Below are 16,389 nucleotides of genomic sequence, written 5' to 3' on the forward strand. Positions count from 1 at the left end.
CAGTATTTTATAAATATTTCAATTACCATAAAATAATTCTAGATAATTGGTGTGGGCGCTTTTGCTCATATTATTTTGATAAAGTAAGGAGGTGATCCAACCGCAGGTTCCCCTACGGTTACCTTGTTACGACTTCACCCCAGTCATGAATCACAAAGTGGTAAGCGCCCTCCTTAAGGTTAAGCTACTTACTTCTTTTGCAACCCACTTCCATGGTGTGACGGGCGGTGTGTACAAGGCCCGGGAACGTATTCACCGTGACATTCTGATCCACGATTACTAGCGATTCCGACTTCATGGAGTCGAGTTGCAGACTCCAATCCGGACTAAGACGTACTTTGTGAGGTTTGCTTGCTCTCACGAGTTTGCTTCTCTTTGTATACGCCATTGTAGCACGTTTGTAGCCCTACTCATAAGGGCCATGATGACTTGACGTCATCCTCACCTTCCTCCGGTTTATCACCGGCAGTCTCCTTTGAGTTCCCGACTTGACTCGTTGGCAACAAAGGATAAGGGTTGCGCTCGTTGCGGGACTTAACCCAACATTTCACAACACGAGCTGACGACAGCCATGCAGCACCTGTCTCAAAGTTCCCGAAGGCACTCTTATATTTCTATAAGATTCTTTGGATGTCAAGAGTAGGTAAGGTTCTTCGTGTTGCATCGAATTAAACCACATGCTCCACCGCTTGTGCGGGCCCCCGTCAATTCATTTGAGTTTTAACCTTGCGGTCGTACTCCCCAGGCGGTCGATTTAACGCGTTAGCTCCGAAAGTCACAGATCAAAGTCTACAACCTTCAAATCGACATCGTTTACGGCATGGACTACCAGGGTATCTAATCCTGTTTGCTCCCCACGCTTTCGTACCTGAGTGTCAGTTTTCGTCCAGGGGGCCGCCTTCGCCACTGGTATTCCTCCAGATCTCTACGCATTTCACCGCTACACCTGGAATTCTACCCCCCTCTACGAAACTCTAGCTTGCCAGTTTCAAATGCAGTTCCTAAGTTGAGCTCAGGGATTTCACATCTGACTTAACAAACCACCTACGTACTCTTTACGCCCAGTAATTCCGATTAACGCTCGCACCCTCCGTATTACCGCGGCTGCTGGCACGGAGTTAGCCGGTGCTTCTTATATGGGTAACGTCAATTAATATTGATATTAGCAATATTAAGTTCTTCCCCATTGAAAGTGCTTTACAACCCGAAGGCCTTCTTCACACACACGGTATAGCTGCATCAGGGTTTCCCCCATTGTGCAATATTCCCCACTGCTGCCTCCCGTAGGAGTCTGGACCGTGTCTCAGTTCCAGTGTGGCTGATCATCCTCTCAGACCAGCTAAGGATCGCGGCCTAGGTAGGCCATTACCCTACCTACTAGCTAATCCTATCTGGGTTCATCCGGTGGCATAAGGCTTTTTTATTAATTAATAAAAAAGGCCCCTACTTTGGTCTCAACGACTTCATGCGGTATTAGCTATCGTTTCCAATAGTTGTCCCCCTCCATCGGGCAGATCCCCAGACTTTACTCACCCGTTCGCCGCTTGCCAGCAGAGCTACATAAATTGCAACTCTCTGTTGCCGCTCGACTTGCATGTGTTAAGCTTACCGTCAGCGTTCAATCTGAGCCATGATCAAACTCTTCAATTTAAAAATTAATTTCCATTTATAAAACAATTTCGTTAATTTTAATCAGTAACTATTAATTAATTAACTTTTTATGTTTTAAAACGGATAATACTATATCTTATATTTGCTCAAGTGCCCACACCAATTATCTAAAAATCAAATTGTTAAAGAACTATATTTCTAATTATACATATTTCATGCTATTTTAAAAATAAAACAAACATATCATTATCATTGATTTTAACTGATGTCAATAGTATTCAATATTATTTTATGATTTGATAGTTTTTGTTTAAAATATTTAAACTACATTTTTATAATTATAAAAATTATTTAAATCATTTTATGTCTTAGGGAATGATATATAATAATAATACTATAGGTATGTTACTATTGTGTAATCTTTATTAAGATATATTGATACCGTAGTTTAATTATTGTTGTGAGGATATTATGATACAATCATCATTGTTAATTCGTCGTGTATTAATTAGTGTATTTGATAAATCCAATATTTTAGAATTTGCTCAGTCATTAATTCAACGGGGTATTCAATTATTATCTACTGGGGGTACGGCTCGAATATTATCTGATGCTGGATTGCCAGTAATCAAGATTTCTGAGTATACTAAATTACCTGAAATTATGGACGGGCGCGTTAAAACTTTACACTATAAAGTGTATGCCGGAATTCTTGGTAGACGAGGATTAGATGACGCTATCATGCGTCAATATAATATTCCGCCAATTGATATGGTAGTAGTTAATTTTTATTCATTTAATTCTTTGCTTGCAAAAAATAAAAAATATTCTCAAGAAGAAATGTTAGATCGTATTGATATCAGTGGCCCAAGTATGGTGAGGGCAGCAGCAAAAAATTATAAAAACGTAGCTATTGTAGTCAATAACGATAGTTATAAAAAAATTTTAGATGAAATCAATCTTTATGATGGATTACTCAGTTTAGACACTCGTTTTCATTTGGCGGTAAAAGCATTTAAATATGTTACTGAATATGATAATACAATTTCTGATTATTTTAATCATCAAGTACAAAGTAACTATCATACGTCCATGACTAATGATCATCATTGTGATCAATCCTTTTCTTATTTTCCTAAAAATTTAACTTTTATGAATCTTAAATTTATAAAAAAACAAGATATACGTTACGGAGAAAACCCACATCAACGCGCAGCATTTTATATGGATATATCTAAGAAACACACAGGATCTATTTCTGATGCTCAGCAATTACAAGGAAAACCATTATCTTACAATAATATAGTAGACATGGATACGGCGTTAGAATGCGCGAAAATGTTCGATGAACCAACTTGTGTGATTGTTAAACATACCAATCCATGTGGTGTAGCAACATCTGATACTATTTGCACTGCGTATGCTAAAGCTTATCAAGCAGATCCGATTTCTGCGTTCGGAGGAATTATTGCTTTTAATAGATCTTTAGATAAAAAAACAGCTCAAGCTATTATTAGTCAACAATTTGTCGAAGCAATCGTCGCTCCAAATATTAATCGAGATTGTATTAGTATTGTATCTAATAAAAAACATGTACGAATATTGAGGTGTGGAATGTGGACCCCACGAACATCAGATATAGATTTCAAACGAATTAATGGAGGATTATTAATACAAGATTATGATGTAATGACAAATTTAGAAGATTTAGAGATAGTTACTATTCGGAAACCAACAAAAGAAGAAATGAAAGATGCATTATTCTGTTGGAAAGTGGTTAAATTTGTTAAATCTAATGCCATTGTTTGTGGTAAAAATTGTCAAACTATCGGAATTGGAACCGGCCAAATGAATCGAGTGTATGCGGCAAAAATAGCTACTTCCTTCCAAGAACGTGAACGTCAGGGCACATTGAATACTAAAGGATCAGTGATGGCTTCTGATGCTTTTTTTCCTTTTTCTGATATAGTACATATTGCATCTGAAATAGGTATTAAATGTATTATCCAACCAGGAGGATCTATTCGAGACCAAGAAATTATTAAAACTGCGGATCGGCACGGTATTGCGATGATTTTCACACATATTCGTCATTTTAGACATTAATTGTTTAAAAAATTATTGTATTTTTCTTGAGAACATACGAGAGTCTTAGACATTTTTTTTTGATAACAAAAGTGATTGTGTATCAAAAAATAATAGATTTTTTTACCATTTAAAAATTGCAGATAATAATTTTTTTTAAAACATATTGAATAGGATTCATGTTATCAATAAAAATTGAGAAAAGGGCTAACTTTTTATATAAAAAAATATAAACATGTGTAATCAACAATGTTGATTTGATTAGGTTGTTTATAAACAAGTGTTTATATATATAATATATAGCATTCTTTATAAGAAAAGTTATGGGGCAGTATAATCGTCAATTGTTCATTTGACATCGAATAAAAAGCTTATCGTTAAAATAATAAAAATTGCACACCTATATTTAGTTGATAAACTAATCCAACTATGTATGTAAAAATAACAATATAAATTAAATAATATCAACTCAAATAATATTATTATTTATTCCTATAACATAATTTTACAATATAGCTCTTACCCTTATTTGTTATAATATTTTTGAAATTTTATTTATTTAGGAGAAGTTGCGTTTAATAGTTCAGTTAAATTCGCCGATGCTTCATCTGCTGTAATTTGGGAAGAAATATTTGTTATTACAGATTTTTCTGTTTCTTTTTTATTACTGAAATGACGATGATGTACGCGCTCCTGATGATAAGAGTAGCCAGTTCCAGCAGGGATCAATCTACCAACAATGACGTTTTCTTTAAGACCACGTAGTTCATCTCGCTTTCCAGCCACAGATGATTCTGTCAATACACGTGTTGTTTCTTGAAAAGATGCCGCAGAAATAAATGATTCTGTTGCTAATGAAGCTTTAGTGATGCCTAATAAATTACGTATAAAGCTGATCTTTACTTTTCCTTCATTTTCTAATTTTCGATTAGCAATTTTAATACGTGAGTATTCTACCTGTTCACCTACTAAAAAATCAGAACTGCCTGATCGAATCACAGTGGCTTTACGCAACATTTGACGCACAATAACTTCTATATGTTTATCGTTGATTTTTACTCCTTGTAATCGATAAACATCTTGCACTTCATTTACAATGTAACGAGTTACAGCGTGAACTCCACGTAATCTCAGAATATCGTGTGGAGATTCCGGTCCATCAGAAATGATATCTCCACGATCTACGTATTCACCTTCAAAAACATTAAGATGACGCCATTTGGGAATCATTTCTTCATATACATCACCGTCTTCAATAGGAGATATCATTAAACGACGTTTTCCTTTGGTTTCTTTTCCAAAAGAAATGGTCCCGCTAATTTCTGCTAAAATTGCCGATTCTTTTGGACGACGTGCTTCAAAGAGGTCAGCAACGCGCGGTAGGCCGCCGGTAATATCTTTAGTACCACTACTTTCATGTGGTAATCTTGCTAATATATCTCCACAAATAATTCTGGATCCATCAACTAATTGAACTACACTTCTACCAGGCAGAAAATATTGAACAGGCACATCTGTACCTGGGATAAAGATATCGTAACCATTAATATCTACTATTTTTAATGTAGGTCTTAAATCTTTAGCGCTACTCACACGTTCAGAGGTATCTAATACTACAATAGAGGTTAGTCCCGTTAATTCATCCGTTTGTTTAACAATACTCTGGCCATCTATCAAATCAATAAATTGGATAAATCCACTTACTTCAGCAATCACTGGCATAGTATGTGGATCCCAATAAGCTACTATTTCTCCATGTATGACTTTTTCTTCATTTTTTTTAGTTATTACAGCTCCATACGGTACTTTATAGCTTTCTTTGGTACGAGAAAATTGATCAATAATTTTAAGCTCGGTGTTACGTGAGATGACTACTAATTTTCCTTCTCCATTTATTACGGATTTGATGTTTTTTAAACAGACAGTACCCGTGTTTTTAATTTGAATGCTCGATTCTAAAGCAGATCGGGAGGCGGCCCCCCCAATATGAAAGGTCCGCATAGTTAATTGAGTGCCTGGCTCACCGATAGATTGAGCAGCAATGACGCCAATTGCTTCTCCTTTATTTACAATTTGACCTCGAGCTAAATCTCGACCATAACATTTTGAACAAACGCCAAAATCAGTATCACAAGTCACAACAGACCGCACTTTGACAGTATCAATGGAATGTTCATCTAAAACATCACACCAATACTCGTCTAATAAAGTATTGCGTACAATCAATACTTTACTATCTGTATCCGCATTGGATTCTAGAATGTCTTCTGCTAAAACTCGACCCAATACACGCTCTCGTAGCGGTTCTTTTACATCTCCTCCTTCAATAACAGGACTCATTACAATGCCAGAAAATGTATCACAATCGTCTTGAGTGATTACTAAGTCTTGAGCAACATCTACTAAACGACGAGTTAAATAACCAGAATTAGCTGTTTTTAAAGCAGTATCAGCTAATCCTTTACGTGCTCCATGCGTAGAAATAAAATACTGTAATACATTTAATCCTTCTCGAAAATTTGCAGTGATAGGTGTTTCAATAATTGATCCATCCGGTTTTGCCATTAAACCACGCATTCCGGCAAGTTGACGAATTTGTGCCGCTGATCCGCGAGCCCCAGAATCTGCCATCATAAAAATATTATTAAATGAAGCTTGATTTTCTAGTTGTCCATTACGATTCATCACAGTCTCAGTAGCTAAATTATCCATCATTGCTTGTGCAACACGTTCATTAGCCGCAGCCCAAATATCAATAACCTTGTTATAACGTTCTCCTGCTGTCACCAATCCAGTTTGAAATTGTTCTTGTATTTCTACCACTTCAGATTCCGCTTCATCGATTATATCCGCTTTTTTCGAAGGAATCATCATGTCATCAATACCAACAGAAGCTCCAGAACGAGCAGCATATGCAAACCCAGTATACATAATTTGATCAGCTAAGATAACAGTAGCTTTCATGCCTAGCAAACGATAACAATTATTTAACATTGTGGATATAGCTTTCTTGCCTAATACTTGATTGACCAATATAAATGGTAATCCTTTAGGAACAATCATCCACAATATAGAGCGTCCTATTGTACTATTGACAAGATTTGTTTTTTTTGACCATTCTCCGTTTTTATCATATTCATATTCGGTAATACGTATCTTAATACGAGCATGTAGATCAGCTAAGCCTAAACGATAAAGACATTCTGCTTCTTTTGGGCCAGTTAATACCATTCCTTCACCTTTAGCATTTGAACGTTCACGAGTCATATAATACAAACCTAACACTACGTCCTGTGATGGAACAATAATAGGTTCTCCATTAGCAGGAGATAAAATATTATTAGTAGACATCATTAAAGCTCTAGCTTCTAATTGAGCTTCTAGTGTTAATGGAACGTGTACTGCCATTTGATCACCGTCAAAATCCGCGTTATAGGCAGCACAGACTAATGGATGTAATTGAATAGCTTTTCCTTCTATTAATACTGGTTCAAAAGCTTGAATTCCTAACCTATGTAATGTAGGAGCACGATTTAACATTACTGGATGCTCTCGAATTACGTTATCGAGAATATCCCATACTACAGCTTCTTCTCGATCTACCATTTTTTTAGCCGCTTTAATAGTACTAGCAAAACCTTGCAATTCTAATTTTCCATAAATAAATGGCTTAAATAATTCTAAAGCCATTTTTTTTGGTAATCCACATTGATGTAATTTTAAGTAGGGTCCAACAGTGATTACTGAGCGACCGGAATAATCAACACGTTTCCCTAAAAGATTCTGACGAAATCTACCTTGTTTGCCTTTAATCATGTCAGCTAAAGATTTCAAAGGACGTTTGTTAGAACCAGTAATGGCACGTCCTCTACGTCCGTTATCTAGCAATGCATCTACTGCTTCTTGTAACATTCTTTTTTCATTACGTACTATGATTTCTGGAGCAGCTAAATCTAATAATCGTTTTAATCTATTGTTTCTATTAATAACACGACGGTATAAATCATTTAAATCAGAAGTAGCAAAACGCCCCCCATCTAATGGAACTAATGGTCTTAAATCAGGAGGTAGTACTGGCAACACATTTAAAACCATCCATTCAGGTTTATTTTCAGAATATATAAATGCTTCAATTAATTTGATACGTTTTGTTATTTTTTTTCGTTTAGTTTCAGAATGACTATCTTCTAATATTTCTCGTAAGTATTCACATTCATTTTTTAAATTTGTATTTCTCAATAAAATTTGAATGGCTTCAGCTCCCATTTTAGCTTCAAATTCATCTCCAAACTCTTCTAATGCATCTAAATATTCTTCTTCAGTTAAGACCTGACGACATTCGAGACTAGTCATGCCGCTTTCAACTACTACATAGGATTCGAAATATAGAACGCGTTCTATATCACGTAATGGCATATCTAATAACAAACCAATACGCGAGGGTAATGATTTTAGAAACCAAATATGAGCAGTAGGAGAAGCCAATTCGATATGTCCCATGCGTTCACGTCGTACTTTGCTTTGTGTTACTTCTACTCCACATTTTTCACAAACTACCCCGCGATGTTTTAGACGCTTATATTTTCCGCATAAGCACTCATAATCTTTAATAGGCCCAAAAATGCGTGCACAAAATAAACCATCTCGTTCAGGTTTAAAAGTACGGTAATTAATAGTCTCTGGTTTTTTTACTTCACCAAAAGACCAGGATCTAATCATATCTGGAGAAGCAAGTGCAATTTTGATTGCATTAAATTCTTCTATTTGAGTATGTTGTATCTTAAAAAATCTAAGTAAATCTTTCACAGATGAGCCTTTATTAAAGTTATACCTTTGAACACATAAGCACTATATGCTTTATAAAATATGTCTATATAGAGATTAATTAAAAATATTAATCTTCTAGTTCAATATTAATTGCTAAAGAACGAATTTCTTTTAATAAAACATTAAAAGACTCAGGCATTCCCGGTTCCATCATATGATTGCCATCAACAATATTTTTATACATTTTAGTACGTCCATTTACATCATCTGATTTTACAGTTAACATTTCTTGTAAAGTATATGATGCTCCATAAGCTTCTAATGCCCATACTTCCATTTCTCCAAAACGTTGACCTCCAAACTGAGCTTTCCCACCCAGTGGTTGTTGGGTTACTAAACTATAAGAACCAGTAGAACGTGCATGCATTTTATCGTCTACCAAATGATTTAGTTTTAACATGTACATATAGCCCACAGTAACTTGTCTCTCGAATGCTTCTCCTGTGCACCCATCAAATAATGTAATCTGACCAGAACTAGGTAATCCGGATAATTTTAAAAGATCTTTAATTTCTTTTTCTGTAGCCCCATCGAATACCGGAGTAGCAATAGGCATTCCTTTTTTTAAATTTTTAGCTAATTTTAATATTTCTATATCTGAAAATGAATTAAGATTGATGTGTTGACGCGATCCTTCTCCTAAATTATACGCTTGCTGCATAAATCTTCTTAATTGATTTGCTTCTTTATGTTGTTGCAACATAAAGTTTATTTTATCTCCGATACCTTTTGCCGCCATACCAAGATGTGTTTCTAAAATTTGACCAATATTCATTCGAGATGGTACTCCAAGAGGATTGAGTACGATATCTACCGGTATTCCATGTTGATCATATGGCATATCTTCAATGGGGTTAATTTTAGAGATTACTCCTTTATTTCCATGTCTTCCTGCCATTTTGTCGCCAGGTTGTATCTGACGTTTTACAGCTAAATATACTTTAACTATTTTTAAAATACCGGGAGCTAATTCATCTCCTTGAGTGATTTTACGATGTTGAATTTCTAATTTTTTTTCAAACATGCGTTTTAAATCAAAATATTGTTTAGTTAATTGAGATAATTGATATTGTTTTTCTGGATCTGATAACACCAAATCTAACCAAGCATTGCGGCTAGTTTCAAACAATTTCTTTTTATCAATTCCACTGGTCATTAATACATCGCAGACACGATCAAATAAAGCTGATTCAAAAATTTGTAATTCTTCACTTAAATCTTTCTTAACCTGTTTTAATTTCTCGGATTCAATTATTAATGAACGTTTATCTTTATTAATACCATCTCTAGTAAATATTTGTACATCAATTACAGTACCACAAACCCCGTTGGGAACACGTAAAGATGAATCTTTTACATCGGATGCTTTTTCACCAAAAATAGCACGCAATAATTTCTCTTCTGGTGTTAATTGAGTTTCTCCTTTGGGTGTAACTTTCCCGACGAGGATATCTCCTCCTATTACTTCTGCGCCGATATAGATAATTCCAGATTCATCTAATTTAGATAAAGCTGTCTCTCCTACATTTGGAATATCAGCCGTGATTTCTTCAGGCCCTAATTTAGTATCACGAGATACACAAGTTAACTCTTGAATATGTATACTTGTAAATTTATCTTCTTGCACTACACGTTCCGAGACCAACATCGAATCTTCAAAATTATATCCATTCCAAGGCATAAATGCAATTCGCATATTTTGACCTAAAGCTAATTCTCCTAAATCAGTAGATGGACCATCTGCTATAACATCTCCATGTTCTACTAATTCTCCTAAAGACACGCAAGGACGTTGATTAATGCAAGTATTTTGGTTGGATCGAATATATTTTGTTAATTGATAGATATCAATTCCTGATTCTTCAGTATGCGTTTCATTCTTGTTAACATGTATTACAATACGTGATGCATCTACATATTTAATGACGCCGCCGCGTTTAGCTACTACGGTAACACCAGAATCTATAGCTACTGCGCGCTCCATTCCAGTGCCTACTAATGGTTTTTCACTACATAAAACAGGAACGGCTTGGCGTTGCATGTTTGCGCCCATAAGAGCACGATTAGCATCATCGTGCTCAAGAAAAGGGATTAATGAAGCAGCGACTGAAACTATTTGTTGTGTAGATACATCCATGTAATCAACTTGGTCTTTTTTAAAAAGACCAGATTCACCTTTATTTCTGCAAGTTACCAGATCGTCAATAAATTCACCTATTGAATTTAAGTTTGTATTTGCTTGAGCAATAACGAAATCACCCTCTTCAATTGCAGATAAGTAATGAATGTCATTACTAACAACGCCATTTTGGACTTTTCGGTATGGAGTTTCTAAAAATCCATACTTATTAGCTCGAGCATATACAGATAATGAATTAATTAAACCTATATTTGGTCCTTCTGGAGTTTCGATTGGGCAGACTCTACCATAATGTGTAGGATGGACATCACGTACTTCAAATCCCGCACGTTCTCGAGTTAGCCCTCCTGGTCCTAAAGCAGATATGCGACGTTTATGAGTAATTTCTGATAATGGATTATTTTGATCCATAAACTGAGATAATTGGCTAGAAGTAAAAAATTCTCTTACTGCAGCTGAAATTGGTTTAGCATTAATCAAGTCTTGAGGAGTTAACACATCTAAATCACCTAAAGATAAGCGTTCTTTTACCGCGCGTTCTACTCTAACTAATCCAATTCTAAATTGATTTTCTGCCATTTCACCTACAGAACGAATACGTCGATTCCCCAAATGATCGATATCATCTACTTCGCCTTTACCGTTTCTAATATCAATCAATTTTTTTATTACATCAACAATATCATCCTTTTTTAATGTTCCTAAATCTTCTATTTGTACTCGTTGTAATGACCGATTGAATTTCATTCTTCCTACAGAAGACAAGTCATAACGCTCTTCTGAAAAAAATAAATTTTCAAATAAATATTCGGCAGCTTCTTTAGTAGGAGGTTCCCCTGGACGCATTACACGATAAATTTCTACTAATGCGTCAAATTTATTTGTAGTTGCATCAATACGCAAAGTTTCAGAGATGTAATTACCGTAATCTAAATCATTGCTGAATAATGTTTCTATGGATTCATATCCTGATCGAATTAAGTTATGCAAGATGTCAGAAGATATTTCTGTATTAGCTGTAACAATAGGTATATTCGTGTTCTTATCGAAATAGTCTTTTATAACAACTTTACCAATTATATAATCCATGGGTACTTCAATTTTTGAAATTTTATCCTTTTTTAATTGACGAATGTGTTTAGCTGCAATACGACGTCCTTTTTTTACATATATAACACCATTAACAGCAATATCAAAAGATGCTGTTTCACCGCGTAATCTTTCAGGGATTAAATGCATATATAATGTATTATTCTGAATTTCGTATATTACTTTGTTAAAGAATATATTTAAAATTTGATCGGTAGTATAATTTAAAGCACGCAATATTACTGTTACTGGTAACTTACGTCGCCGATCAATTCGAACAAATAAATTATCTTTTAAATCGAATTCAAAATCTAACCAAGACCCACGATATGGAATAATACGTGCATTATATAATACTTTTCCGGATGAATGTGTTTTACCTTTATCGCTATCAAAAAACACACCGGGACTTCTATGTAATTGAGATACAATAACCCGTTCAATACCATTGATAATAAAAGTACCGTTATTAGTCATGAGAGGAATTTCACCCATATATACTTCTTGTTCTTTGGTATTTTTTATTATGTTATTTAATCCTTCTCGTTCATAAATAATTAAACATAGGCGTACACGTAACGGCGCAGAAAAGGTAGCACCACGTGTCTGACATTCTTTCACATCAAACGTTGGTTCTCCTAATTGATATTTGATGTATTGTAATTCAGCGTTGCCATTATAACTTTTAATTGGAAAAACAGATCTAAAAGCTGCTTCCAGTCCACATGGTTCCTCTGGATCTTGTTTAATAAATTTTTGAAAAGAATCAATCTGAATAGAAAGAAGATATGGAATATCCAAAACCTGAGGGCGTTTTCCAAAATCTTTACGAATACGTTTCTTTTCAGTATAAGAATACACCATAAAGTTCCTCGATAGTTAATATGGGCGATTGTTTTTTCAAAGAAATAAGTTAGCTGCTATATAATATAGCTATACATTTCTATATCTATTTTAGATTTAGACACATACAGTATTTATGTGCTTTTATTTTTTAAATGCATATAGAATTTAGAAGTACCATAATTCTATTACTTGTTAAATATTCAATATCACTTCCATACAAATGGTATAAAATCCTACAGCCAACGAATCAATAATAAATTATTTGATTCATCTTTATTTAATTTCGACAGATGCGCCTACTGTTTCTAGAGTTTTTTTTAAGGTTTCAGCGTCATCTTTGTTTATTGATTCTTTCAAAATGACAGGAGCAGATTCCACTAATTCTTTAGCTTCTTTTAACCCTAAACCAGTGATACTGCGCACAGTTTTAATGACAGGAATTTTGTTATTACCAATAGCAGTTAAAAAAACATTAAATTCAGTTTGCTCTTCTACGATTGCCTCTGATGTATCAGGTTCAACAGTAGTCAGCGAAGCAGTGGAGACCCCAAATTTTTCTTCCATCATAGAAGTTAACCGAACTATATCCATAACAGACATATTGGAAATAGCATCTAAAATTTGTTCTTTTGTAAGAGACATAAAAATTCCCAAAAATATAAAATATTAAAAAATATTACATAATCAAATTACTGTTTATTCAAAATAAATACAACATTTTTACTAAACTATAATTTATTGTTTTTGATTAGATAATATATGTAAAATGTGTATTAAACTTCCTATGCTACTTGTTTTCATAATCGTTATTAATCTAAAAATAGCTTCTTTATGATTAGGTAAATCAGACAAGAGATTTATTTTAGACGCGGGAATAAATTTTCCTTCAAAAACTGCACCTTTTATTTTAAAATGCTCATGATTTTTAGTAAATTTTACAAAAATTCGCGCGGAATCACGGGGTTGATTCATAGAAAATGCAACAATATTTTGTCCTGTTAAAATTTCTCGTAAACACGCTAAAGGTGTGTTTTCGATTACTTTTCGCATGAGTGTATTACGAATGACATGTACGCATACACCAATATCACGTGCTTCCTTTCTCAATTTGGTTACTTCATTAACAGCAATACCGTCTAAAGTTGCTACCACAACAGACACAGCTCTCGTAGCTGTTTCATGAATTTTACAGATAATCTCTTCTTTTTTTTGAAGGTTTAATGCCATTAATAACACCGCGCTATAACCCAATATATATTGATACACGAATGCACCAATTATAAACTTCTATGCATGATCATAAACCAATTTATTCATGTTAAATTAAAAAACTTCAATTAATTTTAATCGCCTGTATTCATATTATACAGACAACACACATAAATTAATCTAAATTTGTTATAGTTAACAACTGCATTCATGTGTATGAATGCGTTATTATTGTTATTTTACTCAAAAATCACAAATGTATCTCAATATGCAATTTATATAAATACAAGTAACACACCACTCCAAGAGGATTTTAGATCAATTTGAAGATCATGTAAAGAATCTTATTAATAAAAATAATCAATATTAATTAATTACAACACATAAACTATTTCGATCAATAGATATAGATCTACCCATAGTAGTGGAAATAGTTACTTTTTTAATGTATGTTCCTTTATATAGAATCGGTTTAGCTTGTTTTAAAGATACTATTAATGCTTCTAAATTTTCTTTAAGTTGTATAAGGTCAAAATTAATTTTTCCAATAGTAGCATGAATAATACCGCTCTTATCATTTTTATAACGTATTTGCCCTGATTTAACATTTTTCACTGATTCTGCTATATCATGAGATACAGTACCCATTTTAAGATTAGGCATTAATCCTCTTGGCCCCAAAATAGGACCTAATTTACTTACTACATTCATAACATCAGGGGATGCAATCACCACATCTGGTCGATAATTCTTATTTTTTATTTGATCATATAAATCTTCTAATCCAACCAAATCAGCTCCCGCATTTTTAGCTAACACTATATTGTCACCTTGAGTAAAAACAGCAACATGAATATCACGACCAATACCATGCGGTAGAATCACATTATTACGTATATTTTGATCGGATTTACGCGCATCAATACCTAAATTAATAGCGGTATCAACACTTTCAACAAATTTAACTCTTGCCATTTTTTTTAATAATTCTAATCCATCTAATACGGGATATTGTATAGATGTATCTGCACAATCTCGCATCATACGCATTCTTTTGCTTAATTTACCCGTCATATCAATTAATCTTCCACTTTAAGTCCTATAGAACGAGCTGTACCTATAATAGAACGTGATATTGATTCTATATTAGCTCCTGTCATATCAACAGCTTTAATTTTTGCGATCTCATAAATTTGAGCGCTCGATATTTTACCAACATTTATTATATTTGGTTTTTCAGATCCAGATTGAATATTTGCTGCTTTTTTCAATAATATTGAAGCAGGAGGAGTTTTAGTAATAAATGAAAAAGAACGATCACTATAAACAGTGATGACAACCGGGATGGGTAATCCTGTTTCAAGTTGCGCGGTATTTTCATTAAATGCTTTACAAAATTCTATGATATTAACACCCTGTTGTCCCAAAGCAGGTCCAATGGGAGGACTGGGATTAGCAGCTCCAGCAGAAATTTGAAGTTTAATATACGCTTTTATTTTTTTTATTACCATATTCATTGTCCTAGCTAATAATATTTCTGGTATTTATTTTTATTGGTTCACGCTAACAATAACTACAAAATAATGATTACCTTTTTCCGTGCCAGTTAAATATATATTTTTATATATTAATTTTACATTAAGATTTTTCAACTTGTGAAAAATCTAATTCTACCGGAGTGGCTCGCCCAAAAATAGAAACTGATACTTTTAGACGATTTTTTTCATAATCTACTTCTTCTACTACAGCATTAAAGTCAGAAAAAGGTCCATCACTGACTCGAATAAGCTCACCAGGTTCAAATAATGTTTTAGGACGAGGTTTATCACCTATTTGTTGCAACCGATGCATAATATCATTAACCTCTTTATCCCCAATAGGAGCAGGTTTATCGCATGTTCCTCCAACAAAACCCATAACACGTGGAACACTTTTTACTAAATGCCAACTAGAATCATTCATGATCATCTGCACCAATACATAACCAGGAAAAAATTTACGCTCGCTTTTTCTGCGTTGTCCAGCTCGCATTTCGACTACTTCTTCTGTTGGGACCATGATTTCACCGAACATCGTATCCATATTGTGCAGTTTAATATGCTCACGCAAAGAATGAGCTACACGATTTTCAAATCCAGAAAATGCTTGAATAACATACCAACGTTTCTTTGATGTGACAGTCATATTACAACCTTAGCCCAAATGATATCACATGAACTAAAATAGTATCTAATCCCCATAATAATAACGACATAATTATTGTTACTCCTGTCACTATTAAAGTAGTGTTGAGTCCATCTTGATAAGTAGGCCACACTACTTTTCGGCACTCAGTACGTGATTCGTTTCCAAATATAATTATTAGTTTTCCTATTTTAGTAGTTGACGCAATGTACATAGCAGTAGCCACAATAATGAGAATTACCATACTTCTCGCTAAAGCGCTATAATTGCGACATAAATAATTTCCAACAATTGATGTTGCGATCAATCCTATAATGCTAATCCATTTAATTATTTCTAATACATACATTTTTTTTTTACTTTCATTCTTTACATCCCTATCATATGATTAAAAAATT

General features: G+C 34.0%; 8 protein-coding genes, 1 rRNA gene and 1 pseudogene. 1 reads left to right on the top strand and 9 read right to left on the bottom strand.

The window, feature by feature from the left end; translation table 11 throughout:
• Nucleotides 1-84 precede the first annotated feature (84 nt).
• Nucleotides 85-1,650 (bottom strand): 16S ribosomal RNA (locus BPEN_RS02830).
• Between the two features lie 435 nt (nt 1,651-2,085).
• On the opposite strand from BPEN_RS02830, the gene purH reads away from it, so the two are divergent.
• The gene (gene purH, locus BPEN_RS02835) at nt 2,086-3,717 is read left to right on the top strand and encodes a bifunctional phosphoribosylaminoimidazolecarboxamide formyltransferase/IMP cyclohydrolase (RefSeq protein WP_420021773.1); all 1,632 of its coding nucleotides are present in this window, start codon (nt 2,086-2,088) and stop codon (nt 3,715-3,717) included.
• 534 nt (nt 3,718-4,251) lie between these two features.
• Here the strand turns inward: purH and rpoC are convergent.
• From rpoC to secE, 8 genes and pseudogenes are all read right to left on the bottom strand, one after another.
• The gene (gene rpoC, locus BPEN_RS02840) at nt 4,252-8,502 is read right to left on the bottom strand and encodes a DNA-directed RNA polymerase subunit beta' (RefSeq protein WP_011283093.1); all 4,251 of its coding nucleotides are present in this window, start codon (nt 8,500-8,502) and stop codon (nt 4,252-4,254) included.
• An 88-nt stretch (nt 8,503-8,590) separates the two neighbouring features.
• A complete protein-coding gene (rpoB, locus tag BPEN_RS02845) occupies nt 8,591-12,616 on the bottom strand; it encodes a DNA-directed RNA polymerase subunit beta (protein ID WP_011283094.1) in 4,026 nt (1,341 codons plus the stop codon).
• A 255-nt stretch (nt 12,617-12,871) separates the two neighbouring features.
• A complete protein-coding gene (gene rplL, locus BPEN_RS02850) occupies nt 12,872-13,240 on the bottom strand; it encodes a 50S ribosomal protein L7/L12 (protein WP_011283095.1) in 369 nt (122 codons plus the stop codon).
• A gap of 93 nt (nt 13,241-13,333) precedes the next feature.
• Nucleotides 13,334-13,864: a 50S ribosomal protein L10 gene (rplJ, locus tag BPEN_RS02855; RefSeq protein ID WP_238374059.1), complete on the bottom strand. Its 531-nt coding sequence runs from the start codon at nt 13,862-13,864 to the stop codon at nt 13,334-13,336.
• Between the two features lie 309 nt (nt 13,865-14,173).
• A complete protein-coding gene (rplA, locus tag BPEN_RS02860; RefSeq protein ID WP_011283097.1) occupies nt 14,174-14,881 on the bottom strand; it encodes a 50S ribosomal protein L1 in 708 nt (235 codons plus the stop codon).
• Between the two features lie 5 nt (nt 14,882-14,886).
• Nucleotides 14,887-15,318: a 50S ribosomal protein L11 gene (rplK, locus tag BPEN_RS02865; protein WP_011283098.1), complete on the bottom strand. Its 432-nt coding sequence runs from the start codon at nt 15,316-15,318 to the stop codon at nt 14,887-14,889.
• Nucleotides 15,319-15,445: 127 nt separating this feature from the next.
• On the bottom strand, nt 15,446-15,991 hold the full coding sequence (gene nusG, locus BPEN_RS02870) for a transcription termination/antitermination protein NusG (protein WP_011283099.1): 546 nt from the start codon (nt 15,989-15,991) through the stop codon (nt 15,446-15,448).
• A gap of 1 nt (nt 15,992) precedes the next feature.
• Nucleotides 15,993-16,364, bottom strand: a pseudogene (gene secE / locus BPEN_RS02875) (preprotein translocase subunit SecE); the annotation flags it as partial.
• Nucleotides 16,365-16,389: the final 25 nt, after the last annotated feature.

The organism is Candidatus Blochmanniella pennsylvanica str. BPEN, from assembly GCF_000011745.1.
GTDB classification, from domain to species: Bacteria; Pseudomonadota; Gammaproteobacteria; order Enterobacterales; family Enterobacteriaceae; genus Blochmanniella; species Blochmanniella pennsylvanica.